Origin of the sequence: Noviherbaspirillum sedimenti (assembly GCF_003590835.1) — a bacterium.
Taxonomy (GTDB): domain Bacteria; phylum Pseudomonadota; class Gammaproteobacteria; order Burkholderiales; family Burkholderiaceae_D; genus Paucimonas; species Paucimonas sedimenti.
In genome coordinates this window covers 1,631,311-1,657,629 of record NZ_QYUQ01000002.1, presented here as the reverse complement: position 1 = coordinate 1,657,629, position 26,319 = coordinate 1,631,311, and the positions used below count along the sequence as shown (strand labels likewise).

Below are 26,319 nucleotides of genomic sequence, written 5' to 3'. Positions count from 1 at the left end.
CGGACGCCGGTCGTGGTAAATTTCTTTCGATATAACAACGCAATCCTTTCTCAATGACAGCCAAGAACGATCCAAAAACCGTCTCTCTCGTGCTTGGCAGCGGCGGGGCGCGCGGCTTCGCGCATATCGGCGTAATCCACTGGCTGGTCGAGAACGGCTATGAAATCAAGTCGATCTCCGGCGCCTCGATCGGCGCCCTGATCGGCGGAATCTACGCCACCGGCAAGCTGGATCGTTACGCCAGATGGGTGAGTACGCTGCAGAAAATGGACGTGGTGCGCCTGCTCGATCCGGCCTTGAGCCGCGCCGGCCTGATCAAGGGCGATCGCATCATCGAACAGTTGCGCCGGCTGATCGGTGACGTCAATATCGAAGATCTGCCGATCTCCTTCGTCGCGGTGGCGATGGATTTTCATACAGGAAAGGAAGTCTGGTTAAGCAAGGGCAATCTGTTCGACGCCATTCGCGGCTCGATCGCTATCCCGATGATCTTCACGCCGTTCGAGATCGGTGGACGTTTCCTGATCGACGGCGGCACGGTCAATCCGGTGCCGATTGCGCCCACGCTCAACGACCGCACCGACCTGACGGTGGTGGTCGGCCTCAGCGGGCGCGACGAAACCCGCCTGGCGCATCCGCATGCGCATCTGCAGCCTTCGACGCCGACATCGATGCCGACGCCGCAGGCCAAGGCGGCACCTCCCCCTTACCGCAGGCGCATCCTCGGCTTCATGGAAAGCCTGGCGCGAATCCAGGCCGGCGCCACGCCGCCGATCGGCATGGTGGACGTGGCCCTGAAGGCGATGGATACGATGCAGGCCGCGATCACCCGCTTCAAGCTGGCCGCCTATTCGCCCGACGTGGTCATCGAAATTCCGCACAACGCCTGCCAGATTCACGAATTCTGGCGCGCCGAGGAGATGATTTCGCTAGGAAAGGCACGTGCCGCGCGGGCCTTCAGTCGCCAGCAGATCGAGCATGAACCCGGCTACGGGCACGAAGCCCCGCATGGGGATACCAAACCAATCGCGGGGCCGGATATGGACAGCCGGCCAGGCAAGAAGAAAATCGTTTGACCGGCTTGCGCCGGCCCAAGCAGATGCCAGGCGCCCGCATGGTGCCTGTATCGATTTACGCTCGACGGATTACGGCTGTTCGGGCACGAGCGGCTCGCCCAGTTGTTTCCTGGCCGCGATCGCCCCGACAGTCTGCTCCAGTTCGGTAAAAAATTCATCCGAGGCAGGTGGATTCGCCATCCTTTGCCAGAAATCCAAAGCGTGATCGATGCCGTAGCCAGCCCGTGCCAGCAGGTACAGGGCCAGCTTCCTGGTGCGCAGTTCGATGTCGGCCGGATAGGTCGGGATATCGCCGGCAGCGGTGCCATTGTCTGCAGGCGGCTTGAGCGCGTGCAGGCGGTCGATCGCGGCAACCATGTCCTGACGGGGTTCCTGCGCCAGGATGTTGTGGGCGATTTCCTGCGCCAGCACGTAGGCCAGCTCTTCATCCGAAGCCACGGAATCGAGCATGCCGCGCGTGACCATGACACGCTGGCCGTCGGCGTAGCTGTCTGCCAAGTCGGTATTGCCGAGGTCAATCACCATCGCACAGGCGGGCGTCAAGGAAATATCGTGCACGACGCGCCGGCCGTCGCGCAATACCGTCAGGCTGATGCTGCTGCGCCCTTGCAATTCCGAGGCGATGATCGACGCGCTTGCGCGCTCCGCACCACGCCCTTGCGGCAAGGGTTCGATCTCGATTGCGAGCAGGGCGTCGCCTTTCTGCAATCCCGCCTGTTCGGCACCGCTGCCCGGCAGCACGTTCATGACGCGCAAACGTTCATCCAGGCCCAGCGCGGACTGCGCCGTTTCGGCAAATTCATCGGTGTAGGCGTAACGGGTCTTGGCGGTGAAGCCGAGCAGGTTGCGCGCATGGCGCGGACACAGTTCGGTATTGTTGATCAGGAGCGGCGCGGCGACACGGTACAGGCGGCCCTGTTGTTCGGCCCAGCTGCGCAGGATGGCTACCTTGTCGGGCAGTGCGGGGGGAGCTTGCGTCGGTGCCAGGGGCGGCATGGGTGATGTGAGCGGCGCAACCGGTATCGTTGCCGGCGCGGGCGTGGCTGGGACGGGAGCAGGATTGGGCGTGACTGGCGCGGGTGTCGGTATCGGCGCCAGTGTCGGCGCCGGTGTCGGCACGACGACCTGCCGGCGCGGCTGCTCGACGGCACAGCCAGCCAGCATCGCGCACAGGATGCTAATTGCAAGCGGCCTGTTGTAGTGTGGTGAAAAGACTCGCTGGCCTAATCCGGGATGGTGATTCAATGGTTTTCTCCTGCAGGAAACCATTTTTGAAATGACCAGGCTTTCATTCTATGGATGGCTTCTTAGGTCAGGCTTAAGGCGGTTTTTCCTCGTGGCCTTACAGACTCGCCAGCAGTGTAGTCGGAGCCGAAGGGTTTGGACACTGTACCGTCGTAAAGTAAACGAAGTGCGAATAAGCATAAGCATAAGCATAAGCATAAGCATAAGCATGAGCATAAGCACGCACATGCATTCTGTTGCATTCTGTCACAGGCATGTCATACCCCTGACACCCATCCGTGATTTGTCCGTACAATAATTCACGTGTTGATTTGATCTGGCGGGTACCCATGCGATTGTTATTGGTTGAGGACGATTCGATGGTGGGCGAAGGCCTGCGCAAGGCCTTGCGCCAGGACGGCTTTACCGTCGACTGGGTGCAGGATGGTCGCGCCGCCGAGCTGGCGGTGGAGAACGATAATTACGACCTGATGCTGCTGGACCTGGGCTTGCCGAAGAAGGGCGGGCTGGAAGTGCTGGTGTCGATCCGCCAGGGCGGCAACCGCCTGCCGATCATGGTGCTGACCGCGCGCGACGCGGTGTGCGACCGCGTCAAGGGGCTGGACGCCGGCGCCGACGATTACCTGGTCAAGCCTTTCGATTTCGAGGAGCTGGAGGCGCGCATCCGCGCCCTGTTGCGGCGCCAGGCCGGGCGTGCCGATTCGGTGATCCGGCAGGGCGAGCTGACGCTCAATCCGGCCAGCCGGGAGGTCAGCTTCAGGGGCCAGTCGGTGGCAGTGTCGGGACGCGAGTATTCGTTGCTGGCGGCCTTCCTCGACCGCCCCGGCGCGGTCTTGTCGCTGTCGCAGCTGGGTGAAAAAATCTACGGTTGGGATGACGACGTCGGCAGCAATACGCTGGAAGTGTACATTCATTCGCTGCGTAAAAAATTCGGTGCGGATTTCATCAAGAACGTGCGCGGTGTCGGCTACATGGTGCCGCGCCAGGCATGAATTCGATTCGCAATACGCTGCTGGTGTGGCTGTTGGTCGGGGTCTCGACCGCCATCGGGCTGGCGGCGGCGGTGGTCTATGACCGCGCGCGCCAGGAAGCCAACGAGCTGTCGGACAAGCAGATGAAGCAGATGGTGGCGTCGCTGCCGCAGCCGCCCGGGCCGGTCGCCACCACCCGCACCAACCAGAACAGCCAGCGCGACGATTTCGTGGTGCAGGTCTGGGATAGCGCCAACGGTTTCCGGCTCTACAATTCGCACGGTATCGTCAACCTGCCGCAGCCCATGATTCCCGGCTTCCACGACCAATATGTGGAGAAAACCGAATGGCGCATCTATAACGCCCGACTGGGCGAAACCATCGTGCAGGTGGCGCAGCTCGCCAGCGCCCGCCATGAGCTGGCGGCGTCGGTGGCGCTGCGCACGGTGGCGCCGCTGATTCTGCTGCTGCCTTTCCTGGCGGTGCTGATCTGGGTCACGGTGGGGCGCAGCCTGGACGCGGTCAAGATTGTGGCGGCGCAGGTGCAGTCGCGCGAGGCCAATGCGTTGAACGATATTCCCGATTATGAATTGCCGCGCGAAATACAGCCGCTGACGCATGCCTTCAATGCGCTGCTGTCGCGCCTGCGCCGTGCCGCCGCCGCCCAGAGCGCCTTCATCGCCGATGCGGCGCACGAATTCAAGACGCCGCTGACGGCCCTCAAGCTGCAGGTCCAGCTGGCCGAACGCGCCGATACCGACGAGGAGTGCCGCCAGGCCTTTGCCGATCTCAAGGGCGGGCTGGAACGTACCAGCCACCTGGTGCACCAGTTGCTCACCCATGCCCGGCAAGACCCGGCGGTGCCGCGCCGGGTAAGCGACCGCATCGACCTGGTGGCGCTGGTGCACTGCGTGGCAGTCTATTTCGCGCCGATTGCCGTCGATCGCGGCATCGATCTTGGCGTCAAGGCCGCTGATCCGACGTCGGCGCACGTCCACGGCAATCCGGAATCGCTGCGCATCATGTTGAACAACCTGGTCGATAACGCCGTCCGCTACACCCCTGCCGGCGGCCTGGTGGATATCTCGGTGCAGGCGTACCCCGGCGGCTTCGCCGTGGTGGTCGAGGATACCGGGCCAGGGATCCCGGACGAAGAACTGCTGCGTGTCATGGACCGCTTCTACCGGGTGCCGGGCACGCCGTCCGAAGGCAGCGGGTTGGGACTGGCCATCGTGCGGCAGATTGCCAACGCCCATGGCGCCGAAATCCGCTTGCGTAACGGTACAAGCGGCAAGCGCGGCTTGCATGCGGAAGTTATTTTCCGAGCGGAAATTTAATACTTGTCATATTCTTTCCACAGTGTTTTCTTTTATACAAAATTTTAAGTCTGTTTTAAATCTCCCCACCTATGATGGCCTTGCCTCTGGTACATGTTCTGGCTGGCAAGTCAAATTTTTGCTTGTGGCATAGATCAATAATTGTTGCACGCCAGAACTTGGCACTTAAATAATAAACATTGAATTGGAGAAAGCATGCGCAACACGATGAAAGTCATGACCGCCGCTGTATTTGGCACCCTTGCATTGGGCATTTCCGCTCCCGCCTCGGCGCAGATTTCCGGCGATACCATCAAGATCGGCCTGATCACCGACATGTCCGGCGTGTACGCCGACGTCGACGGCCCCAACGGCGCTGAAGCCGTGCGCATGGCGATTGCCGATTTCGGCGGCACCCTCAACGGCAAGAAAATCGAATTCGTCTCCGCCGACCACCTGAACAAGGCCGATATCGCAGCAAGCAAGGGCCGCGAATGGATCGACCGCGAAGGCGTCGACATGATCCTGGGCGGCACCAACTCGGGCGTGAACCTGGCGCTGGCCAAGCTGGCCGCGGAAAAGAAAAAACCCTTCATCTCGATCGGCGCCGGCTCTTCGCGTCTGACCAACGAGGATTGCACCGCCTACACCGTGCACTACGCCTATGACACCGTGGCGCTGGCACGCGGCACGGGCGGCGCCATCGTCAAGAACGGCGGCAAGGACTGGTTCTTCCTGACCGCCGACTATGCTTTCGGCGCATCGCTGGAAAAAGACACCGCGGACGTCGTCAAGGTGCAGGGCGGCGTGGTCAAGGGCCAGGTCAAGCATCCGTTGAACGCCTCCGACTTCTCGTCCTTCCTGCTGCAGGCGCAAGCATCCAAGGCGCAGATCCTGGGCATGGCCAATGCCGGCGGCGACACCATCAACACCATCAAGGCGGCCAACGAGTTCGGCATCACCAAGACCATGAAGCTGGCCGGTCTCCTGGTGTTCATCACCGACATCCACTCGCTGGGCCTGAACCTGACCCAGGGCATGTACCTGACCGACGGCTGGTACTGGGACCTGAACAACGACACCCGCGCCTGGTCGAAGAAATTCTTTGCCAAGACCAAGAAAGAGCCGACCATGCTGCATGCGGCCGACTACTCGGCCACCATGCACTACCTGAACGCGGTCAAGGCCGTGGGCAGCGACGATGGCGACAAGGTGATGGCGCAGATGAAGGCGACCAAGGTCAACGACATGTTTGCCAAGAATGGCGTGATCCGTCCGGACGGCCGCATGGTGCATGACATGTACCTGATGCAGGTGAAGACGCCGGCCGAGTCGAAATATCCATGGGATTACTACAAGGTGGTGCAGACCATCCCGGGTGACCAGGCCTACATGAGCAAGGCCGAGTCCAAGTGCGCCCTCTGGAAGTAATGTTCATTTTAAAATAACAAGGACACCAATCATATGAAACGTCACGTACTTTCCGCCCTGGCCATCATGTGCGCCGCTGCATCCGTGCAAGCAAAGGACATCAAGATTGCCCACATTTACTGCAAGACCGGCATCCTGGAAGCCTACGCCAAGCAAACCCAGGTGGGCCTGCAACTCGGCCTGCAATACGCCACCAAGGGCACCAACGAAGTCAACGGCAACAAACTGGTGCTGATCGACAAGGATGACCAGTGCAAGCCCGACATCGGCAAGGCCCAGCTGACCGCCGCCTACCAGGATGACAAGGCTGACATCGCCGTCGGCCCGACCCACTCGGGCGTGGCCCTGGCCATGCTGCCGATCGCCGAAGAATTCAAGAAGATCCTGCTGGTGGAGCCGGCCGTGGCCGACGCCATCACCGGTGAAAAGTGGAACAAGTACATTTTCCGTACCGGCCGCAATTCGTCCCAGGACGCCATCTCCAACGCCGTGGCCATCGACAAGGCTGGCACCACCATCGTGACCTTCGCCCCGGATTCGTCCTTTGGCCGTGACGGCATCAAGGCGTTCAAGGGCGCCATCAAGAATGCCAAGCTGGTGCATGAAGAATACGCGCCGCCGACCTCCACCGACTTCACCGCCAGCGCGCAGCGCATCATCGAAAAGCTGAAAGACGCGCCGGGCCGCAAGATCATGTGGCTGATGTGGGCCGGTGGTGGCGACCCGTTCGGCAAGTTTGCCGACATGAACCTCAAAGAGCGTTATGGCATTGAAATCTCCACCGGCGGCAACATCCTGCCGGCGATGGCCGCGTACAAGAAGTTGCCGGGCATGGAAGGCGCGCTGTACTACTACTACGGCATCCCGAAAAACCCGATCAACAACTGGCTGAACACCGAGCACTACAAGCGCTACAAGACCCCGCCTGATTTCTTCACGGCTGGCGGCATGGCAGCCGGTATCGCCGTGGTGGAAGCGCTCAAGAAGACCGGTGGCGATACCAACACCGACAAGCTGATCGCGGCCATGGAAGGCCTGAGCTTCGATACGCCGAAGGGCAAGATGACTTTCCGCAAGGAAGACCATCAGGCGATGCAATCGATGTACCACTTCAAGATCAAGAACGACCCGGCATTCGTCTGGGGCGTGCCTGAACTGGTGCGCGAAATCAAGCCGGAAGAAATGGAAATTCCTATCCGCAACAAGCGTTAATGCTTGCTCCAGGCCGGCCCGCTGCGACGGGCCGGCCACTCCCGGCAGAAACGACTCTGCCGGAACTTTGCGCCTCCCCAAGCGGGAGGCTTTTTATTGGCTGCCGGATTTGTGCCGGGGAAGTGTTCCCCGGCGTCGAGGGGGATCAGTCGAGCGTGGCGACGACCGGGGTGTGGTCGGAGGGCTGTTCCCACTTGCGCGGCACCTTGTCGATGACGCAGGCGCTGCAGCGCGTTGCCAGCGGCGCCGACAGCAGGATGTGGTCGATGCGCAGGCCCATGTTGCGGCGGAACGCCATTTGCCGATAATCCCACCAGCTGAAGAGCTTGTCGGGCTGCTCGAACAGGCGGAAGGCATCCTTCAGGTTCATGTCCTGCAACTGGCGGAAGGCTGCGCGTTCGGGTGGCGAGACCAGGACATTACCTTCCCAGGCTGCCGGGTCGTGGACGTCGCGGTCTTCCGGGGCGATGTTGTAGTCGCCCAGGATGGCCAGTTTGTCGTGCGCCGCCAGTTCCTCGGCCAGCCAGTGCCGCAGGCCCTCGAGCCAGCGCAGCTTGTAGCCGTACTTGTCGGAATCAAGAGCCTGGCCATTCGGCACATACGCGCAGATGACGCGCATGCCGTCGATGCTGGCGGCGATCAGGCGCTGTTGTTCATCCTCGAAATGCGGATTGCCCTTGACGACTTCGGTCATCGGATGACGCGACAGGATCGCCACGCCGTTATAAGTCTTTTGTCCGGTGAAGGCGACCTGGTAACCGGCCGCCTCGATTTCGGCGACCGGAAATTTGTCGTCGGTGAGCTTGGTCTCCTGCAGGCAGAGCACATCCACCGGATTTTCCGCCAGCCATTGCAGCACTTGCGGCAGGCGCACCTTCAGCGAGTTGACGTTCCATGTGGCGAGCTTCATGCGGCCTTCTTGCCTTTGCCCGTCAATGCCTGTGCCTGTGCGTGGCGGATCAGGAAGGTCGTCAACAGCGGCACCGGGCGTCCGGTGGCGCCCTTGGCGGCGCCGCTTTTCCAGGCGGTGCCGGCGATGTCGAGGTGGGCCCAGGTATATTTGCTGGTATAGCGCGCGAGGAAGCAGGCGGCGGTAATGCTGCCGGCCGGGGCGCCGCCGATATTGGCCATGTCGGCAAAGTTGGATTTAAGCTGTTCCTGGTAGCTGTCCTCGATCGGCAGGCGCCAGGCGGTATCGCCGCTGGCGCGGCCGGCGCTCAGCAATTCATCGGCGAGGGCGTCGTGGGCGGCATCGTGACGGGTGAACAGGCCGGAATTGTGGTGGCCGAGCGCGGTGATGCAGGCGCCGGTCAGGGTGGCGATATCCACCACCGCGGCTGGCTTGAAGCGCTCCGCATAGGTCAGCGCATCGCACAGGATCAGGCGGCCCTCGGCATCGGTGTTCAATACTTCGATGGTCTGGCCCGACATCGAGGTGATGACGTCGCCCGGCTTGGTGGCGCTGCCGGAAGGCATGTTCTCGGTGGCGGGGATGACGCCGATGACATTCAGCTTCAGGCCCAGTTCGGCGATGGCACGGATGGTGCCGAGCACCGAGGCGGCGCCGCACATGTCGTACTTCATCTCATCCATGCTGCCGCCCGGCTTGAGCGAAATGCCGCCGGAATCGAAGGTGATGCCCTTGCCGACCAGGACTACCGGCGCCTCCTTGGCCTTGCCGCCTTCGTGCTTGAGGACGATGAACTTGGGCGGCTCGACGGTGCCGTGGGTGACGGACAGGAAGCTGCCCATTTTCAGCGCCTGCATCTGCTTGCGGTCGAGCACTTCGACGCCGAGTTTGAATTCGCGTGCCAGCTTTTTGGCCGTGTTGGCGAGGTAGGTCGGCGTGCAGACATTGGGCGGCAGGTTGCCGAGGTCGCGCGCCAGATCCATGCCGTTGGCCACCGCCACGCCTTCGGCCAGGGCCACCCTGGCTGGCGCCAGCGCTTGCGCTGCAACGGCGAAAGCGATTTTCTTCACGCCCTGCGATACCGGTTCCTTCTTGCTTTTCATGGCGTCGAAGCGGTAGGCCTGCTCGCGCAGGGCAAGGACGCCGCCGCGGACCGCCCAGAACAGGTCGCGCTCCTTGACTTGCTCCCACGGCAGGGCGATGACGGCATCGCCGCCGCCCAGGCTTGCCAGCACGCGTGCTGTGGCTTGCAGCGCGCTGTTGAAATTCTTGTCGGTGACGGCATCCTGCTTGCCCAGGCCAACCAGCAGGATGCGTTCGGCCGTGCCGCCATTGGCGCCGCCGGCGTTACGCAGGAGCAGGGTGGTGCCGGGCTTGCCGCTGATGTCGCCGGATTTGACTGCCGCGCTCAGTTCGCCTTTTCGGCCGGCTTGCGCGGCGGCGTCGGACAGTTTCCCATCTTCAAAGACGCCGACCACCAGGCAACCGGTCTTCAGCGCACCTGCCGGGTTTTTTGCGTCGAATGATTTTATGCTAAAGTCCATGCCATTCTCCCTTGTTGATCCCCCAATTATATAGTCAATGATTTTCGAACGCGCTCTTCGACGCGAATTGATCAGCATAGCCGGCGCAGTCTTCACGACGCTGTTTACGATTACCGTCACCATCCTCTTGATCAAGATCCTCGGCCAGGCAGCCGGCGGCAAGATCGCCTCGGCGGATGTGGTCGCCATGCTGGGCTTTGCCGCCTTGTCCTACTCGCCGTACATCCTGATCCTGACCGGTTTCATTTCGGTGCTGCTGGTGGTCACGCGCAGCTACCAGGATTCCGAAATGGTGGTCTGGTTCGCGTCCGGCCTCGGTCTGACGCGCTGGATCAAGCCGGTCTTGTCGTTCGGCTTGCCGGTGGTGTTCCTGACCGGAATGCTGAGCTTCATCGTCACGCCCTGGGCCAATGAGCAAAGCGCCGAATTCCGCGAACGCTTCGCCAACCGCGAGGATATCGCCCGTGTTTCGCCGGGCCGCTTCCAGGAATCCTCGTCGCAGGACCGGGTGTTCTTTGTCGAAGGGATTTCCGGCGCGGCTGACAAGGTGCGCAACATCTTCGTCAATACGCGCGAGCCCAACGGCAAGACCAGCATCGTGGTGGCCAGGGAAGGCACTACCGAGCTCGACCGCAATGGCGACAAGTTTCTGGTCCTGCACCAGGGCCGGCGCTATGACGGCATGCCGACCCAGCCGGACTTTCAATTGATGGAATTCGAGCGCTATGGCCTGCTGATCTCGCGCCAGTCGCAGGCGCTGGTCGGCGACACTTCGTCGCGGGCATTGCCGACGAAGGCGCTGCTGGCCAATCCTGACCGTTTCAACCGGGGCGAGTTGCTGTGGCGGATGGCGACACCGTTCATGGCATTGCTGCTGATGCTGCTGGCGATCCCGCTCGGTTTCGTCAATCCGCGCGGCGGCCGTTCCGCCAATCTGCTGGTCGCCCTGATGCTGGCGATTGTCTACAGCAACCTGATCAGCGTGGTACGGGTGGCAGTGGTGCAGGGCAAACTGTCGTTCGCCCTGGGATGGTGGCCGGTGCATGCGGCGGCGCTGCTGATCACAGTGTTTCTGTTCTCGTGGCGCATCAATGTCAACAACCCATACCATCCGCTGGCGCTGTGGGCCCGCTTCAAGCGCGGCGTGACGCCGAGGCAGGCACAAGCATGAAGACCTTGCAAAAATATGTGTTGTCGGAAATCTTCAAGTCGGTCCTGTTCGTACTGGTGGCCTTCCTGGCGCTGTTTGCGTTTTTCGACATGATGGGCGAGTTGTCAGCGGTGGGGCATGGCAGCTATACCTTCCAGGGTGCGCTGGTGTACGTCCTGCTGGGCTTGCCGGGCTATGCCTACGAATTGATGCCGATCGCGGCATTGATCGGCACGATCTATACCTTGTCGCAGTTGGCCTCCCGCTCTGAATTCACCATCATGCGGGTGTCAGGCATGTCGACCTGGCGCGCCGGCATGATGCTGGCCAAGATCGGCCTGGTCTTCGCCGTGCTCACCATCCTGTTTGGTGAATTGATCGCGCCCAAGTCCAGCGAAATGGCCGAGAAGTGGAAGCTGCGCGCGCAGGGCGCCAACCTTTCCCAGGAATTCCGCTCCGGCCTGTGGGCCAAGGATACCGTCAAGGCCGAGGATGGCAGCGGCGCCGTGATTGGCTCGCGCTTCATCAATGTGCGCCAGGTGCAGCCGGACGGCTTGCTGAATGACGTGCGCGTCTACGAGTTCGACCATGACTTCCGCCTGAAAGCGATGTTGAGCGCCGTCAGTGCCAGCTACCTCGGTGACCAGGCCTGGCAACTGCGCCAGGTGGTGCAGACGCAGTTTGCCGCCGATGCCTTCGTACAGCCCGGGACGAATGCGGGGCGCCCTGAAGGCATTACCATGCGCCAGCTGGATGCCTACCGCATGGTGTCTGAAATCACGCCTGACATCCTGTCGGTGGTGTTCGCCGATCCGGATCGCATGTCGGCCAAGGATCTGGCGGCGTATACGCGCCACCTGGAGGAAAACCGCCAGGCCACCAGCCGTTACGAAATCGCCTTCTGGAAAAAAGTGGTCTATCCCTTCGCCGTATTCGTGATGCTGGCGCTGGCGCTGCCATTCGCCTACATGCATTTCCGTTCCGGCGGGGTGAGCCTGAAGATTTTCTCCGGCATCATGATCGGCGTGGCTTTCCAGCTCTTGAACAACCTGTTTTCCCACCTCGGCCTGATCAATACCTGGCCGGCGTTTGCAACGGCGGCCTTGCCAAGCACCTTGTTCCTGCTGATGGCGATCGGTGCGCTGTGGTGGGTGGAGCGACACTAGGATGGCGACCCGGGCCCTGATCCTGTTTGCGCATGGCGCGCGCGATGCGCGATGGGCTGTGCCGTTCGAGCGCCTGCGCGAGATGTTGCGCGGGCAGTTGCCAGGGGTTGCGGTGGAACTGGCTTTTCTGGAGTTGATGCCGCCGCGCCTGCCCGAACTGGTGCAGACGCTGGCCGCGCAAGGCTGCGACGATGTCACGCTGGTGCCGGTGTTTTTCGGCCAGGGCGGCCATGTGTTGCGCGATCTGCCGCCGATGGTGGAAGCGCTGCGGCAAACTTATCCGGCGGTCCGCTTTCGGATCGCCAGCGCGGTTGGCGAGGCGGAGAGCGTGCTGCAAGCGATCGCCGCTTACTGCGTGGCCAGCCTGGACACGCAGTAAACGCTGGACCGTCCGCACGCCTGAGGCCTTGATGGGCTGGCAGGGCTGGCAGTTTTTCCTAGCCGCGCGGCGCCAGCGCCGCGCCGATCATCACCAGCACCGGCCCCTGGCATGCCTCCAGGCCCCGTTCCAGCTCACTTAGATCCAGATGCATGATGCGCTCGTTGGCGCGGCTGCAGTTCTCCACCACCACCACCGGCAGGCCGGGGGCTTCGCCGCGCGCCAGCAGGTTGCGCGCGGTGGCGATGGCTTCCTTGCCGCCCATGTACTGCACCAGCGTGTCGCAATCGGGCAGGGTGGTTTCTTCCGGATGGCCGGGGGCGGTGCTGGAAGTGAAAAAGGCGACACTGCGGGCGACGCCGCGGCGGGTCAGCGGCAGCTTGGCGGAAGCAGCGGCAGCCAGTGCGGCGGTGATGCCGGGGACGATTTCCACTTCGATGCCGGCCGCTTCCAGCGCGCGCAATTCCTCGTCGGCGCGGCCGAACAGCATCGGATCGCCGCCTTTCAGCCGCACCACCTGCTGGTATTGCCCGGCGCATTCGACCAGTTGCCGGTTGATTTCCGCCTGCGCCGTCGAGCGCTGGCCGGAGCGTTTTCCTACCGAAATTTTTACCGCTTGCGGGCACAGCGCCAGCATTTCATCGGTGACCAGGGCGTCGTGCAGCACCACATCGGCTTGCGCCAGCAGGTGCGCACCGCGTACGGTGATGAGGTCGGCGGCGCCCGGCCCCGCCCCCAGCAACCAGACCTTGCCGTGACGGGCAGGGCCCGGTGCTGCCTTGGAGTGGGGCATGGCAGGCCGGATCAGTCGAGACGGATCATGCCGGCCGCGACCGTCTGATGCGTGACTTCATCGATCAGGATGAAGGCGCCGGTAGCACGGATGGCGTCATAGGCGTCGGCGGCCAGCGGTTGCTGCACGCTGAGCGTGACCTTGGCGATGTCGTTGAGCTTGAGGGTCTCGGCAGCATGCCGTTCCTGCGTGTTGATGTCGAGCAGGAATTCGATCTTCGAGACACGCGCATTCACTTGCCGGGTGGTGTGCTTGAGCCAGTACTTGCGGCGCAGGTCGAGCGCTTCCTCCGACAGCCAGCAGAGGTTGGCTTCCACCGACTTCAGCACGGTGGCCGGCTGGTCGGCGGCGGCCAGCATGTCGCCGCGCGAGATGTCCAGGTACTCTTCCAGCAGCAGGGTGACCGACTGGCCGGCGCGCGCCGTTTCCAGCGAACCGTCCAGCGTGAGGATATCCTTGACGGTCGCGGTCAGACCGGTCGGCTGCACCACCAGCTTGTCGCCCTTGCTCACTTTGCCGGCTTCGATGCGGCCCATGTAGCCGCGGAAGTCGTCCGCCAGATGGCCGCCATGGCGGGCCACCAGCTGTACCGGAAAGCGGAACGGCTCTTCGTGGGCGTCGTCGTACACCGACAGCGACTCCAGCAACTCGATCAGGGTCGGGCCTTCATACCAGGACAGATTGTCGCCGCGTTCGACGACGTTGTCGCCGGCCAGCGCTGACAGCGGGATTGCGTGCACATCGGTCAAGCCGAGTTGCTGCGCGAATTTCTGATACTCGGCGACGATGCGGTCATACACGCTGCGGTCGTAATTGACCAGGTCCATCTTGTTGACGGCGACGATCACGTGCTCGATGCGCAAGAGGCGGGCAATGGTCGAGTGGCGCTTGGTTTGCGTCAGCAGCTCGACGCTGCCATCGTCGCCGAGCTTGACCTTGGAAACGTCCACCAGGATGATGACGGCATCGGCGGTCGAGGCGCCGGTGACCATGTTGCGGGTGTATTGCTCGTGGCCCGGGGTGTCGGCGATGATGAACTTGCGCTTGGGCGTGGCGAAGTAGCGGTAGGCCACGTCGATGGTGATGCCTTGCTCGCGCTCGGCTTCGAGACCGTCGGTCAGCAGCGACAGGTCGACGATGTCGCCGACGGTGCGCTTGTGCTTGGAGCGCGAAATCGAGGCCAGCTGGTCGGCGAAGATGCCCTTGCTGTCGAACAGCAGGCGGCCGATCAGGGTGCTCTTGCCGTCGTCGACGGAGCCGGCGGTGATGAAGCGCAGCAGGCCGCGTTCGTTCGAACCTGCACCGGACTTGGATTGTTCTGCAACCACGGCGTTCATTTAGAAATATCCTTCTTTTTTGCGTTTTTCCATCGAGGCTTCGGAGGTCTGGTCATCCATGCGGGTGGCACCGCGCTCGGTGATTTGCGTGACCGCCGTTTCGGCGATGATGGCATCCACATCGGCGGCGTCGGACGCCACCGGGCAGGTGCAGGAAATATCGCCGACGGTGCGGAAACGCACCACGCGCTTTTCAACCTGCTCGCCTTCCTTCGGCGGGGTCAGGTCGGTGAGCGGCACCAGCAAGCCGTTGCGCGGGATGACCTCACGCTCGTGGGCGAAGTAGATCGGCGGCAGTTCCAGCTTTTCGCGGGCGATGTATTGCCAGACGTCGAGCTCGGTCCAGTTCGAGATCGGGAATACGCGCATGTTTTCGCCGGGATGCACGCGGGTGTTATACAGGTCCCACAGTTCCGGGCGCTGTGCCTTCGGATTCCATTGGCCGAATTCATCGCGGAAGGAAAAGATGCGTTCCTTGGCGCGGGCCTTTTCTTCATCGCGGCGGGCGCCGCCGATGCAGGCATCGAACTTGTGTTCGGCGATGGTTTCCAGCAGGGTGACTGCCTGGGCAGCATTGCGCGAATCGGTTTTGGGGTTGCGCAGGCGCACGGTGCCGCGCTTGATCGAATCCTCGACCGAGCCGACGATCAGGCGCTCGCCCAGTTCGGCCACGCGCTTGTCGCGGAAGGTGATCACTTCCGGGAAATTGTGGCCAGTATCCACATGCACCAGCGGGAAAGGGAACTTACCTGGACGGAAAGCCTTTTCGGCGATGCGCAGCAAGACCACGGAGTCCTTGCCGCCCGAGAACAGCAGGGCAGGATTGGTGCACTCGGCAGCGACTTCGCGCATGATGTGGATGGCTTCGGATTCGAGCCAGTCCAGATGGCGGTTGCTGGCCGCGTCCAGGAATAATTTATCGACTGCTGTATTCATAAGTTGTTCACGCTGATATGACTGATGTGATAGGTCCATTCAAACCGCTTTGATCCGGACCAGCTTGCCATCGACGACATGCAGGCCGCATTCCTTCGATTCCGGCTGTTCCCACCACCAGCGGCCGGCGCGAATATCCTCGCCGGGCTGGATGGCGCGGGTGCAGGGTTCGCAGCCGATCGAGGGATAGCCCTTGTCGTGCAGCGGATTGTAGGGCACGTCGTTGCTGCGGATGTAATGCCAGACATCTTCCTCCGACCAGTCGGCCAGCGGATTGAATTTCACCATGCCGTGGGCGGCGTCGTCTTCCTGCACGTGCAACTCGGCGCGGATGGCAGCCTGGGCGCGGCGCTGGCCGGTGACCCAGGCTTTCTTGCCCGCGAGTGCGCGGTTGAGCGGCTCGACCTTGCGGATGCGGCAGCATTCCTTGCGCAACTCGACGCTGTCGTAAAAGGCGTTCAGGCCATGCGTGGCAACGTAGGCGTCAATCGCCTCCGGCTGCGGTTTGTACAGCGCCACGTCATACGCATAGTTTTGCTTGATGCGTGCGACCATCTCCAGCGTCTCTGCATGCAGGCGGCCGGTTTCCAGGGTAAAGATACCGATTGGCAGGCCGCTGCGCAAAATCATGTCGGTCAGCACCATGTCTTCCGCCGCCAGGCTGGACGCCAGCACGGCGGGTGTAAACTCGGTGGCGATGCGACCAAGCGTCAGCTTGGTGCTGGCGACCAGCTTGTCATAGTCGCTCATGGAATTGCTCACGCCGAAGCTCCATCGCGATGCACGCGGCGAAACAGCGGCGCCTTGATATCGGTAGAGTTCTGGTACGGCTGGGAAAAGTCGCTCAAACCCTTCAGGGCATCGTTGATGTCCTTGTCCTCGCGCACGGCGAAAGCATTGAAACCGGCGCGCTGCATGTAGAACAGCTGGTCGCGCAGAACGTCACCGATGGCGCGCAACTCGCCCGCGTATTTCAGGCGCGACCGCACGTTGTAGGCAATCGAGTAGCCGCGGCCATCGGCGAATTTCGGGAAATTCACGGCAATCAGCGGCAGCTTCGCGGCATCTTCCTTCAGCGCTTCCGCACCCTCGTCGCTGTCGATCCAGACACCGACGTCGGCGCGCAAGACGAGGGCGGCGTGCTGCGCCTGCCATACCTTCAGCGGCACCAGCACCTTGCCGGCGGGGACGGCGACGCTTTCCGGCGTCTGGCCTTCTTCCAGTCTCAGAACGTTCCAGTCATCCGCCACGATCTGGTGGTCCTTGATGATATTACGCATATGCATCTTCTCCGTGCTGCAGTTCGGTTTTGATCGGGGTCGCGTAGACATACTCCTTGAAGGGAGCGATGCCGAGGCGGCGCACCGTGTCGATGAATTTCTCGTCTTCGGTGCGTTCGCGCACGTAGACTTGCAGGATGCGGTCGATCACTTCCGGCATCTGGCCGGCCGAGAACGACGGCCCGATGATCTTGCCGACGGCGATGTCGTTGCCCTGGGCGCCGCCCAGCGATACCTGGTACCACTCGCTGCCGTCCTTGTCGACGCCGAGGATGCCGATATTGCCGATGTGGTGGTGACCGCAGGCATTGATACAGCCGGAAATGTTCAATTCGATCTCGCCGATGTCATGCAAAAAGTCGAGGTTATCGAAACGCTCGGCGATGGCGCCGGCGATCGGGATCGACTTGGCATTGGCCAGCGAGCAGAAGTCGCCGCCCGGGCAGCAGATCATGTCGGTCAGCAGGCCGATATTCGGCGTGGCCAGGCCATGGGCCTTGGCTTCCTTCCACAGCGACACCAGGTCGGCCTGGCGCACATCGGCCAGGATGAGGTTTTGCTCATGGGCGGAACGCAGTTCGCCAAAGCTGTAGCGGTCGGCGAGGTCGGCGACGAAGTCCATCTGGTCTGCAGTGATGTCGCCCGGCGGCACGCCGGTTTTCTTCAGCGACAAGACCACGGCGGCATAGCCCGGCACCTTGTGCGCCTTGACGTTGCGCATGACCCAGTTGGCGAAGGCCTTGTTGGTGGCTTTTTCCTGCTCGTAGGCGGCGTCGGAAGCCGGCAGCGTCAGATAAGCCGGCGCAGTGAAGCAGGCGGCGACGCGCTGCAGTTCCTCGACCGTCAGGGTGGCTTCGCTGTCCTTCAGGTCGACCCATTCGGCTTCGACCTGGCGGGCGAATTCTTCCGCGCCCAGGGCTTTGAGCAGAATCTTGATGCGGGCCTTGTAGATATTGTCGCGGCGGCCATGCTGATTGTAGACGCGCAGGATCGCTTCAATATAGGTCAGTGCGTGCTGCCAGGGCAGGAATTCGCGGATCGTGGCACCGATCAGCGGGGTGCGGCCGAGGCCGCCGCCGACCATGACGCGGAAGCCGATCTCACCCTGGTCGTTTTTCACGACGGTCAGGCCGATGTCGTGCATGCCGATGGCGGCACGGTCTTCGACGGCGCCATTGATGGCGATCTTGAACTTGCGCGGCAGGTAGGCGAATTCCGGGTGGAAGGTGCTCCACTGGCGCAGGATTTCGCAATACGGGCGCGGATCGATGATCTCGTCGGCGGCAACGCCGGCAAACTGGTCGGAACTGATATTGCGCACGCAGTTGCCGGACGTCTGGATCGCATGCATTTCGACGGTGGCCAGGTCTGCAAGGATGGCAGGGGCCTCTTCCAGCTTGATCCAGTTGTACTGGATGTTCTGGCGCGTCGTGAAGTGACCGTAGCCGCGGTCGTACTTGCGGGCGATGTGGGCGAGCATGTGCATCTGTTTCGACGACAGCATGCCGTAGGGCACGGCGATGCGGTGCATGTAGGCGTGCCGCTGCATGTACAGGCCGTTTTGCAGGCGCAGGATGCGGAATTCGTCTTCCGTCAATTCGTCGGAGATGCGGCGGCGCACCTGGTCGCGGAACTGTGCAACGCGTTCCTGGATGATCTGGTGATCGTATTGGTCGTAGCGATACATCTTCAATCCTCGTTATGCAGCTTAATTAAACGGCTTGATTATTATGTCTAGGTACTCAGTAACTTCACGGCAACGCCTGTCAGGGTGGTAGCCAGCAGCGCGCGCAACACCTTCTCCGGAATGGCGCGGGCGCACAGCGAACCGAGCGTAATGCCGGGCACCGAACCGATCAGCAGCATGAGCAGCAAACCCCAGTTGATCGAGCCCAGCCACCAGTGGCCGACCGCGGCAATCGCGGTCAGCGGGACGGCATAGGCGATATCCGTACCGGCAATTTCGGCGGGCGACAGACGCGGGTACATCATGACCAGCAAGGTCGCGCCGATCGCGCCAGCGCCAATGGAGGATACGGTCACCAGGGCGCCGAGCACGGCGCCAGACGCTATTGTAGCAATTGTCAGCTTCCTGCCTTGCAGTTGTTTTTCTGGATGGTGTTTGATCCAATGCAGCATGCGGCCGCGAAACATTAGCGCCACCACGGTCAGCAGCACCGAGCAGGCGATGGTATAGCGGATGATCTGGTTGATTTCCTTGTCGAGTCCGCCGAAGTATTTCAGCGCCAGGGTAGCGACCAAGGCAGCCGGCAGTGCACCCAGGCATAATTTCTTGACAATATCCCAATGGACATTGCCCTTGAAACGGTGTGCCAGGGTGCCGGCACCCTTGGTGATCGAGGCAAAAGCCAGATCGGTGCCGACCGCCACGCTGGGCGACACGCCAAACAGCAGGGTCAACAGCGGCGTCATCAGGGAGCCGCCGCCCACGCCGGTCAATCCGACTAGTACGCCGACCGCAAACCCTGAGACTATATAAGAAAATTCCATAACACCTCGCGCAAAGTATCCCGAATGGTAATAAACTTGGGCAATATTCCAAACTACATAGTATTTATTTGCTTATATGCGAATTTGGTATAAATAAATACAAAAAATGCACAAGTAGAAAGAAGGCATGCCATGAATCTCCATCAATTGCGTTTCGTGCGGGAGGCGGTTCGCCAGAATTTCAGCCTGACCGAGGCGGCCAAGGCTTTGTATACATCCCAGCCAGGCGTTTCCAAGGCCATCATCGAGCTGGAAGAGGAGCTCGGGATCGATATTTTCTTACGTCACGGCAAGCGTATCCGGGGTTTGACCGAGCCGGGGCGGGCGGTACTGAAGTCGGTCGAGCTGATCATGCAGGAAATCGATGGCTTGAAGCAGATCGGCAAGGAATTTGCCGCTCAGGATAGCGGCGGCTTCACCATCGCCACCACCCATACCCAGGCGCGCTATGCCTTGCCCAAGGTGGTGCAAGCCTTCACCCAGAAATTTCCCAAGGTGCGCTTGTCCTTGATTCAGGGCAGCCCGAAGCAGATTGCCGAAATGGTCTTGAAAGACCAGGCCGACCTGGCAATCGCCACCGAAGCGATCGCCAGCCAGGATGGCCTGGTGACCTTGCCATGTTATCAATGGGAACATGTCGTCGTGGTGCCGCAGGACCATCCCTTGCTCAAGTCGGACGAGGTTACGCTGGAAGAGCTTGCCGCCTATCCGATCATTACCTATGACAGCGCATTTACCGGGCGCAACAAGATCGACCATGCCTTTGCCGTGCGTAACCTGAAACCCGATATCCTGCTCGAAGCGATCGACGCCGATGTCATCAAGACCTACGTGGAATTGAATATGGGGATCGGCATCATCGCCGGCATGGCCTTCGACCCGGAACGCGACCGCAACCTGCGGGCGATTCCTGTCGGGCATCTGTTCGGCACCAATGTCTCGCGCGTGGCAATCAAGCAGGGCGCCTACCTGCGCAGCTATGTATACACGTTCATTGAACTGCTGGCGCCCGTACTGAACCGCAAGATGATCGAACGGGCCATGAGCGGCGAGAAGGAAACTTACGAACTGTAAGGAGGCAGGCGGCGATATGAACGACAGCTACGTCACACGCGGTGAAATCATCCGCATGCTGCAGGCCTGGCAGGCTGGCGAGATGGCGACGCAACAACTCTGGGACTGGGCCAGCCACCGATTCCAGTCGGGTGCGGCGGATTACGATGACTGGGATGACGCCGATTCGGTGGCGCGCGAAGTGCTGGCGGCGCTCGACAGCCTCGATTTGCACCTGATGCTGGCGGAAGATGTGCCGCTGCATCTGGCTTTTCTGCAAACGCCCATCGGGGCGTTTGCGGAAGGACAACGGAGCTGGCGCGTCGCATTGACGGGGCTGGACTATGCGTTGCGCAAACAACAATTGCGCGACGATCCGATTTACGCCCTGTACTGCGATTAACGATTGCGATTAACTATTGCGATTGACGCAACAGCTTTCCAGCACTAATCAATTACAGGCGTTCGGCTTGTCCAGCGAGCCGCCGATTTCCCGGATCCACTGACCAACGCGTCCCGGAAAGGGCATGCTCATGTCGAGCGCTACCGCGCCATAGCGATTTGTGTGGATACGTACTTTTGGGTAATACGTCTCCAGTTCCTGTTTCCAGCGCTTGAATGTCACGTGCGGTAGTTTGACCATTGCTTTTCCTTCATTTTAAGGTTCGTATGCACTTGGCTGGAGGAAATCCGGTGGAGCATCTTCCAGTTGCATGCCGCAATACTCTCCTTAACGCACCAGCATTCGATCTGGTTGAATCAGGCGACAAACTTTTTGAAAATATTTTTCGTCCGTTTCTTTGACTGCAGTGTTGCTGAAAAATTAATTTTGTTTGCCGCTGGTAATCAGCTGCGCCGGTGCAATGCTCAGCTGGAAGAAGTGGCCCCGTGCCAGGGGCCATTGCTGGCATGCCTAGGCATAGGCGACGGCGCGATCTGCTTCGATGCACGCTCCGACCACTTGCGCGCTGATCGCATTCTGCAGCGATGCAATCGAATTGCCGGCACGGTATTGAAAGCTGACGTGCACTTCATCGCCCGTTGTGACACGCAGCGGTTCCGCCAGCGGCAAGACCATGTAGTGGTTCAGCCAATCGATGGTTGCCGATTGTTGCGGCAGGATCGTGAGAATGTTTTTCGTAATGAATCGCAAGGCATTCAAGGTGCCGCTCGCCTGCATGCGAAAACTGCCTTCCCAGCGGATCAAGGTATCCGTCGGCTGGCTGAAATCCAGGATGCTGTAGACGGCGGGCGCTGCCATCTCGACGGTGCCAGGATGCAGCGTATGCGGCTGGAACTGCACGATCGGCGCGCAATAGCCTTCAAAACTGTAGTCTTGCTGCAGCGGCTGCACTGCCATGACCACCGCTTCTGGAATAAAGAGCGGTAGCGGCCCACCGAAGCGTTGCAGATATCGCTGCTTGAAGGCCTCGATCACTTCGACCTGCTTTTCGCGCAGCATGGCGACGTGAATCATTTCGCAAATGACGACATCGACCGGTTCCGGCGGCAGGTAGTCGAAGGCGTCGGCATGGATAACTTCCACCTTGTGCCCATGCTGGTTGAGAGCGAGAAAGCGGCGCGCTTCCTTGACCAGATCCGGATTGTATTCGACGCACCACACCTTGCTGGCATTGGCGGCGGCAAACCAGGAGAGCACGCCCGTGCCCCCACCCAGTTCAAGCACTTTTGCGCCCGGACGCACGGCATGGCTGATCGCCGCCTTGAAGTTCTTCATCCGGTTATCGTCCATGAGCATATTGTGGTGATAATGGACTGGGATGAATTGCCCCAGATAACAGCTCTCGACTTCCCGTTCGTTCAGCATGGATGGCCCCTTTGCGCATAAGATCGGCTCGCGGATCATCAATCCGCGACACTGGGGACCATTATGGAGATTTCACGGCAAAGCAAAGCGGCAAGCTGCAGCGGTTTTACCAGCCTTTTCTGTCGCCGCTCGGGATACGTACTTCAAAGAGCTAGGGCGTCTTCCTGTTAATCGGGAATCTCGGGTTCGACGAGCTTGGCAAGTTGAGCAAGTGACTCCTGCCAGCCGAGGTAGCACATCTCGACGGGAATAAGCTCGGGCACCCCTTCCTGCACGATGTTGATCTCGGTTCCGCATGACACCATCGATAAAGTCACCGTCACCCGCATTTCGCCGGGCAGGTTCGGGTCGTCGAATTTGTCCGTATAGCGAATTCGCTCATTGGGAACAAGTTCGAGATACTCGCCACCGAATGAGTGTCCGTTCCCTGTGTTGAAGTTCGAAAACGACATCCTGAAAGATCCACCGACCTTGGCTTCCATGTGATGAACCTTGCAGGTAAAACCGTAAGGCGGTAGCCACTTTGCCAGTGCGTCGGCGTCCAGAAACGCACGATAGACACGCTCAGGAGGGGCGCGTAGTACGCGATGCAGTCGTACGGTACCTGTGGACATGGCTTGTTCTCCTTTCAATATGCGATAGACGATTTTTTCGGGTTAGTGCACGGTAGGTGGCCATGTCCCACCATGCTAGCCGTCGATTGGCTGGAATGGTGTTTCAAGAATCAGCTGATAGAAGCCAAGATCCAACCAGCGTCCAAACTTGAATGCAGCTTGCCTTATCGTCCCACTGTGCACAAATCCCAGTTTCTGATGAAGAGCAATGCTGGCGGCATTGTCCATGTCAATGCCGCCGATTATGGTGTGGTACTGCTGCTCTTTGGCCAATTCAATGAGCCTTCCCATTAGCGAAAATCCCAGTCCTTTGCCTCGATGGTCCTTGTGAATGTATAAGGCATTTTCAACAGAGTATTTGTAAGCCGGCCAGGCGCGAAATGTTCCGTAGCTAGCAAAGCCCATCAGAATTCCAGTGTCATCTTCGACGCCGATGACAGGGAAATTCGCCGCAGCCTTGGCGTTGAACCATCCAGCCATGCTTTCCATTGTGCGCGGCATATAATCGTAGAGCGCCGTCGAATTGATAATCGCCTCATTCAGAATATCGAGTATCGCGCTTGCGTGGGCCTCGTAAGTGCACGAAACGAATCGCATTATTTTCTCTAATGGCTAATGTTGAGTTCCGCGGATGACAAAAGCGAAGCTTTTGGCAGTCCGCTGGAACGAAGGCTTATACGCCCGCTGCTGCTTCTTCTCTTGTCAAATAAATACGTTGTCTGACTTTAGCACACCCTATTTCAAAAAACACAAATGCACCTTGACGCACCTCTGCAAAAAAGCAAGGTCGTGCTGGCAGGAATGTCGGGAGGGGAATTTTGATGAGTATGTGCTGCCGCAACAGTGCGGCGCAGGCGCACCGCACTGTTGATTACAATTGACTCTGCAAAGTTGAGCGCAAACGCAGGTTCAAGCCGCCAGGCGTGCCGTGGCGCGGCAGCCGTCCAGCAGAAAGGACAGGTCCAGCACCAGCACCAGTTCGCCTTCGGCAGAACGCGCCGTGCCGGTGATGCCGGTCACGCTCATGGCGGTGAGTGGCTTGATCACCATTTCGGCCGTGCCTTCCACCCTGTCTACCGCCAGGATATAGGGCTGTGGCGCGGCAATGACGATGCCGATACGTTCTTCCGAGGCTTCGTAGCCGAGGGTCTTGCCGAGCGAGCGCACCGGCAGCGGCCGGCCCTGGTCGCGCATGACCGGCGCGCCGCCCACGGCGTCGAAATGTTCCGGCAGCTGCACCACGCGTTCGACTACGCTCATCGGTATTGCCAGGGCCGCACCGGCGGTGCGCACCAGCATGGTCGGCACGATCGACAGTTCGATTGGCAGGCGGATCGAGAAACAGGTGCCGGCGCCCAGTGTGGAGTCGATGGTGATCGTGCCGCGGTGCTTTTCCACCGCAGTTTTCACCACGTCCATGCCGACCCCGCGCCCGGAGACGCTGGAGGCGACATCCTTGGTAGAGAAACCGGGTAGGAACACCAGTTGCAGCGCATCCTCCACGGTCTGTGCTGCGGATTCGGTGATCAGGCCCTTGGCCAGCGCCTTGTTGCGCAGCACTTGCGCATCCATGCCCTTGCCGTCATCGGCCACCTGGATCATGACACTGTTGGCCTGCTGCCAGGCCTTGAGCGAAATGACTGCCTTGGCCGGCTTGCCGGCGGCAACGCGGGCATCGGCGCTTTCGATGCCGTGGTCGAGCGAGTTGCGCAGCATGTGCACCAGCGGGTCGTACAGGCTGTCCACCACCACGCGGTCGACTTCGGTCTCCGCGCCTTCGATGAGCAATTCGACTTCCTTGCCGAGGTCGCGCGCCAGTTCGCGCACCATGCGCGGGAATTTCTGGAACAGGCGGCCGACTGGCTGCATGCGGGTCGACAGGGTGGCGCGCTGCAGTTCGGTCGAGTAACGCGATGCCCGGCCCAGGGTTTCGGCCAGGGTGACCATCAGGTTGGCGGCGGCGCTATCGAACTTGAATTGCATCAGCTTTTCGAGCAGTACGCTGGCCTGGTTGGCCGCCTGCACCGATTCGCCAGCCACTTCGAGCAAGGCGTCGAGCTTGACTGCATCGATGCGGATGCTTTCGTCCTTGGCCGAGGCTTGCTTGCCCTCTGGCGCAGCGGACGGTTTGGGGAGGGCAGCGGCTGGCACAGCGGCAGTCGGGTCGATCGGTGCACTGGCGGCTGCGGCAGCGACGGGAGCAGGGCGGGGCGGCGCCAGTTCCGCCGGGACTACTGCGTAATACAGGGCTTCCCAGTCCGGTCCGTCGTCAGCCTGCGCGACGGCTTCAGTCGCCATGGCTTCCTGGGCGCTCTGTGCCGCCGGCACTTGCGCGGCGGCCATGGTGTCAGGCACTGGCGTCGCCTCTGCCTTGCCCTCGATGGCCTGGTTCAACAATTCCTTCAGCGCTTCCGGCATGGCCGGCAGGCTTGCCGGCTCGGCACCGTTGGAGAGCGCCTGCAACTGGTCGGCGACGAAGCCGCTGGCCTGTAGTGCCGCCTCGATTGCCAGTGGCGTGACTGGTACCTTGCCGGTACGCAGTCCGTCGAACAGGTTTTCGGTGAGATGGCAGGCGGCGACCATCGCCGGCAGGTTCATGAAGCCGGCGCCGCCCTTGATGGTGTGGAACGAGCGGAATAGCGCGTTCAGCGTGGCGGCGTCGTCGGGTTGCCGTTCCAGGCTGAGCAGGTGTTCTTCTACATTCATCGCGAGGTCGAGCGCCTCGACGACGAATTCCTTGAGCATTTCTTCCATCAGAAACCGAGACCTTCCAGCAGGCTGTCGACGTCATCCTGCCCCAGCGCACTGGTGGAGGGGCCCTGCATCAGAGACTCCGGCGCATCTTTCAGCGATTGCGCCACTTCCGGCGGCGCATTGTCCAGCAACAGCTGCGCCAGCTCGGTTTCGACCTTTTGCGTGACAGAGACGATTTTCTTGATCAGCTGGCCCGTGATGTCCTGGAAATCCTGCGCCATCATGATGTCGAGCAGGCGCGCCTTCTCGGTTTCGGTGGCGCTGGCGACCTTCAGGGCAAATGCCTTGGAATCGGTGGCAAGTTCACGGAATTCCTCGATGCTCATCGTGCCTTCGAACAGCCTTGTCCAGCGGCTATCCATCTCCAGCGCGCTTTTCAGCACTGCTTCCTGTTCGGGGATGCCCTGGTCGATGGTGTTGAGGACGCGGTTGGCGGCCTGTTCAGTCAACGCGGCGATGTGTTCCAGGCGGCCTTGAGCATCGGTGATTTGCGAGGCGGCATCGGACAGGGTACGGTCATAGCCGAGTTCGCGCAGCGAATCGTGCAGCAGGCGCACGATGCCGCCAAGGCGTGTATACATCGGCTGGTCCTGCTTGTCCTGATTGTCGTAGGCGATATCCGAAGCCAGCTTGCCGTCGGCCGCCGCCGCTGTCACCGCTTGCGCTGCCGTCGTTGTTGCTTGCGTGCGTTGCGCCGACACTTCTTCAAACAGTGCGTCCAGGTCATCAGTCATAGCCAGTGCATCTCCAGTGTGCGGGGTTGCCGTCAGGCGGGCCCGCCTTGCCAGCTCGGGAGGGAATGGTCGGGAAGGG

General features: G+C 60.9%; 26 protein-coding genes. 10 read left to right on the top strand and 16 right to left on the bottom strand.

Annotated features, from left to right (window positions below; genetic code table 11):
• The first annotated feature begins 53 nt into the window (after nucleotides 1–53).
• On the top strand, nucleotides 54–1,076 hold the full coding sequence (locus D3878_RS07785; protein ID WP_119784947.1) for a patatin-like phospholipase family protein: 1,023 nt from the start codon (nucleotides 54–56) through the stop codon (nucleotides 1,074–1,076).
• Between the two features lie 69 nt (nucleotides 1,077–1,145).
• On the opposite strand, the gene D3878_RS07780 is transcribed toward D3878_RS07785, so the two are convergent.
• A complete protein-coding gene (locus D3878_RS07780; RefSeq protein ID WP_147383905.1) occupies nucleotides 1,146–2,321 on the bottom strand; it encodes a M48 family metalloprotease in 1,176 nt (391 codons plus the stop codon).
• A 329-nt stretch (nucleotides 2,322–2,650) separates the two neighbouring features.
• Here D3878_RS07780 and D3878_RS07770 point away from each other — a divergent pair, with 329 nt between their 5' ends.
• The 4 genes from D3878_RS07770 to D3878_RS07755 all read left to right on the top strand — a co-directional run bounded on the left by D3878_RS07770 (nucleotide 2,651) and on the right by D3878_RS07755 (nucleotide 7,251).
• Complete coding sequence (locus D3878_RS07770; protein WP_119784944.1) at nucleotides 2,651–3,313, top strand: response regulator; 663 nt, start codon at nucleotides 2,651–2,653, stop codon at nucleotides 3,311–3,313.
• Entirely contained in the window at nucleotides 3,310–4,629 is a 1,320-nt protein-coding gene (locus D3878_RS07765; protein ID WP_119784943.1) for a sensor histidine kinase, read from the top strand. Before D3878_RS07770 ends, D3878_RS07765 begins: the two co-directional genes overlap by 4 nt.
• Before the next feature lie 195 nt (nucleotides 4,630–4,824).
• A complete protein-coding gene (locus D3878_RS07760) occupies nucleotides 4,825–6,039 on the top strand; it encodes an ABC transporter substrate-binding protein (RefSeq protein ID WP_420799500.1) in 1,215 nt (404 codons plus the stop codon).
• 33 nt (nucleotides 6,040–6,072) lie between these two features.
• Nucleotides 6,073–7,251, top strand: coding sequence for a substrate-binding domain-containing protein (locus D3878_RS07755; protein WP_119784942.1), 1,179 nt, complete (start codon nucleotides 6,073–6,075; stop codon nucleotides 7,249–7,251).
• A 145-nt stretch (nucleotides 7,252–7,396) separates the two neighbouring features.
• Here D3878_RS07755 and xth read toward each other — a convergent pair whose 3' ends face one another.
• Entirely contained in the window at nucleotides 7,397–8,161 is a 765-nt protein-coding gene (xth, locus tag D3878_RS07750; protein WP_119784941.1) for an exodeoxyribonuclease III, read from the bottom strand.
• Nucleotides 8,158–9,705: a leucyl aminopeptidase gene (locus D3878_RS07745; RefSeq protein WP_119784940.1), complete on the bottom strand. Its 1,548-nt coding sequence runs from the start codon at nucleotides 9,703–9,705 to the stop codon at nucleotides 8,158–8,160. The genes xth and D3878_RS07745 overlap by 4 nt, the downstream gene beginning before the upstream one ends.
• 37 nt (nucleotides 9,706–9,742) lie before the next feature.
• On the opposite strand from D3878_RS07745, the gene lptF reads away from it, so the two are divergent.
• From lptF to D3878_RS07730, 3 genes are read left to right on the top strand one after another with little or no spacing between them, the layout of a single operon-like run.
• Entirely contained in the window at nucleotides 9,743–10,876 is a 1,134-nt protein-coding gene (gene lptF, locus D3878_RS07740) for an LPS export ABC transporter permease LptF (protein WP_119784939.1), read from the top strand.
• Nucleotides 10,873–12,021 (top strand): LPS export ABC transporter permease LptG, encoded by a 1,149-nt coding sequence (gene lptG / locus D3878_RS07735; protein ID WP_119784938.1) that lies wholly within the window; start codon nucleotides 10,873–10,875, stop codon nucleotides 12,019–12,021. The genes lptF and lptG overlap by 4 nt, the downstream gene beginning before the upstream one ends.
• A gap of 1 nt (nucleotide 12,022) precedes the next feature.
• The gene (locus D3878_RS07730) at nucleotides 12,023–12,400 is read left to right on the top strand and encodes a sirohydrochlorin chelatase (protein WP_119784937.1); all 378 of its coding nucleotides are present in this window, start codon (nucleotides 12,023–12,025) and stop codon (nucleotides 12,398–12,400) included.
• Nucleotides 12,401–12,458: 58 nt separating this feature from the next.
• Here D3878_RS07730 and cobA read toward each other — a convergent pair whose 3' ends face one another.
• Genes cobA through D3878_RS07695 form a run of 7 tightly spaced genes read right to left on the bottom strand, consistent with a single transcriptional unit; the run spans nucleotide 12,459 to nucleotide 19,257 of the window.
• Nucleotides 12,459–13,193 (bottom strand): uroporphyrinogen-III C-methyltransferase, encoded by a 735-nt coding sequence (cobA, locus tag D3878_RS07725; protein ID WP_119784936.1) that lies wholly within the window; start codon nucleotides 13,191–13,193, stop codon nucleotides 12,459–12,461.
• A gap of 11 nt (nucleotides 13,194–13,204) precedes the next feature.
• On the bottom strand, nucleotides 13,205–14,530 hold the full coding sequence (locus D3878_RS07720; RefSeq protein WP_119784935.1) for a sulfate adenylyltransferase subunit 1: 1,326 nt from the start codon (nucleotides 14,528–14,530) through the stop codon (nucleotides 13,205–13,207).
• Entirely contained in the window at nucleotides 14,531–15,466 is a 936-nt protein-coding gene (gene cysD, locus D3878_RS07715) for a sulfate adenylyltransferase subunit CysD (protein WP_119784934.1), read from the bottom strand.
• Nucleotides 15,467–15,505: 39 nt separating this feature from the next.
• A complete protein-coding gene (locus D3878_RS07710; protein ID WP_119787763.1) occupies nucleotides 15,506–16,216 on the bottom strand; it encodes a phosphoadenylyl-sulfate reductase in 711 nt (236 codons plus the stop codon).
• 8 nt (nucleotides 16,217–16,224) lie between these two features.
• The gene (locus D3878_RS07705) at nucleotides 16,225–16,746 is read right to left on the bottom strand and encodes a DUF934 domain-containing protein (RefSeq protein WP_119784933.1); all 522 of its coding nucleotides are present in this window, start codon (nucleotides 16,744–16,746) and stop codon (nucleotides 16,225–16,227) included.
• Nucleotides 16,739–18,433, bottom strand: coding sequence for a nitrite/sulfite reductase (locus tag D3878_RS07700; protein ID WP_119784932.1), 1,695 nt, complete (start codon nucleotides 18,431–18,433; stop codon nucleotides 16,739–16,741). Before D3878_RS07700 ends, D3878_RS07705 begins: the two co-directional genes overlap by 8 nt.
• Nucleotides 18,434–18,480: 47 nt before the next feature.
• Nucleotides 18,481–19,257, bottom strand: a complete 777-nt coding sequence (locus D3878_RS07695; RefSeq protein WP_119784931.1) for a sulfite exporter TauE/SafE family protein — start codon at nucleotides 19,255–19,257, stop codon at nucleotides 18,481–18,483.
• A gap of 132 nt (nucleotides 19,258–19,389) precedes the next feature.
• Here D3878_RS07695 and D3878_RS07690 point away from each other — a divergent pair, with 132 nt between their 5' ends.
• Together D3878_RS07690 and D3878_RS07685 are read left to right on the top strand one after the other, a co-directional pair.
• Entirely contained in the window at nucleotides 19,390–20,331 is a 942-nt protein-coding gene (locus D3878_RS07690; protein WP_119784930.1) for a CysB family HTH-type transcriptional regulator, read from the top strand.
• 16 nt (nucleotides 20,332–20,347) lie between these two features.
• On the top strand, nucleotides 20,348–20,713 hold the full coding sequence (locus D3878_RS07685) for a hypothetical protein (RefSeq protein ID WP_119784929.1): 366 nt from the start codon (nucleotides 20,348–20,350) through the stop codon (nucleotides 20,711–20,713).
• Between the two features lie 48 nt (nucleotides 20,714–20,761).
• On the opposite strand, the gene D3878_RS07680 is transcribed toward D3878_RS07685, so the two are convergent.
• The 6 genes from D3878_RS07680 to D3878_RS07655 all read right to left on the bottom strand — a co-directional run bounded on the left by D3878_RS07680 (nucleotide 20,762) and on the right by D3878_RS07655 (nucleotide 26,240).
• Nucleotides 20,762–20,953: a hypothetical protein gene (locus tag D3878_RS07680; protein ID WP_119784928.1), complete on the bottom strand. Its 192-nt coding sequence runs from the start codon at nucleotides 20,951–20,953 to the stop codon at nucleotides 20,762–20,764.
• A gap of 270 nt (nucleotides 20,954–21,223) precedes the next feature.
• On the bottom strand, nucleotides 21,224–22,138 hold the full coding sequence (locus D3878_RS07675; RefSeq protein ID WP_119784927.1) for a class I SAM-dependent methyltransferase: 915 nt from the start codon (nucleotides 22,136–22,138) through the stop codon (nucleotides 21,224–21,226).
• Nucleotides 22,139–22,305: 167 nt separating this feature from the next.
• Nucleotides 22,306–22,752, bottom strand: a complete 447-nt coding sequence (locus D3878_RS07670) for an SRPBCC family protein (protein WP_119784926.1) — start codon at nucleotides 22,750–22,752, stop codon at nucleotides 22,306–22,308.
• 75 nt (nucleotides 22,753–22,827) lie between these two features.
• Nucleotides 22,828–23,349 carry a GNAT family N-acetyltransferase gene (locus D3878_RS07665; RefSeq protein ID WP_119784925.1) on the bottom strand — a complete coding sequence of 174 codons (522 nt, stop codon included), beginning with the start codon at nucleotides 23,347–23,349 and terminating at the stop codon, nucleotides 22,828–22,830.
• 312 nt (nucleotides 23,350–23,661) lie between these two features.
• On the bottom strand, nucleotides 23,662–25,506 hold the full coding sequence (locus D3878_RS07660) for a chemotaxis protein CheA (protein ID WP_199688114.1): 1,845 nt from the start codon (nucleotides 25,504–25,506) through the stop codon (nucleotides 23,662–23,664).
• Nucleotides 25,506–26,240, bottom strand: a complete 735-nt coding sequence (locus D3878_RS07655) for a protein phosphatase CheZ (RefSeq protein WP_119784923.1) — start codon at nucleotides 26,238–26,240, stop codon at nucleotides 25,506–25,508. The genes D3878_RS07660 and D3878_RS07655 overlap by 1 nt, the downstream gene beginning before the upstream one ends.
• Nucleotides 26,241–26,319: the final 79 nt, after the last annotated feature.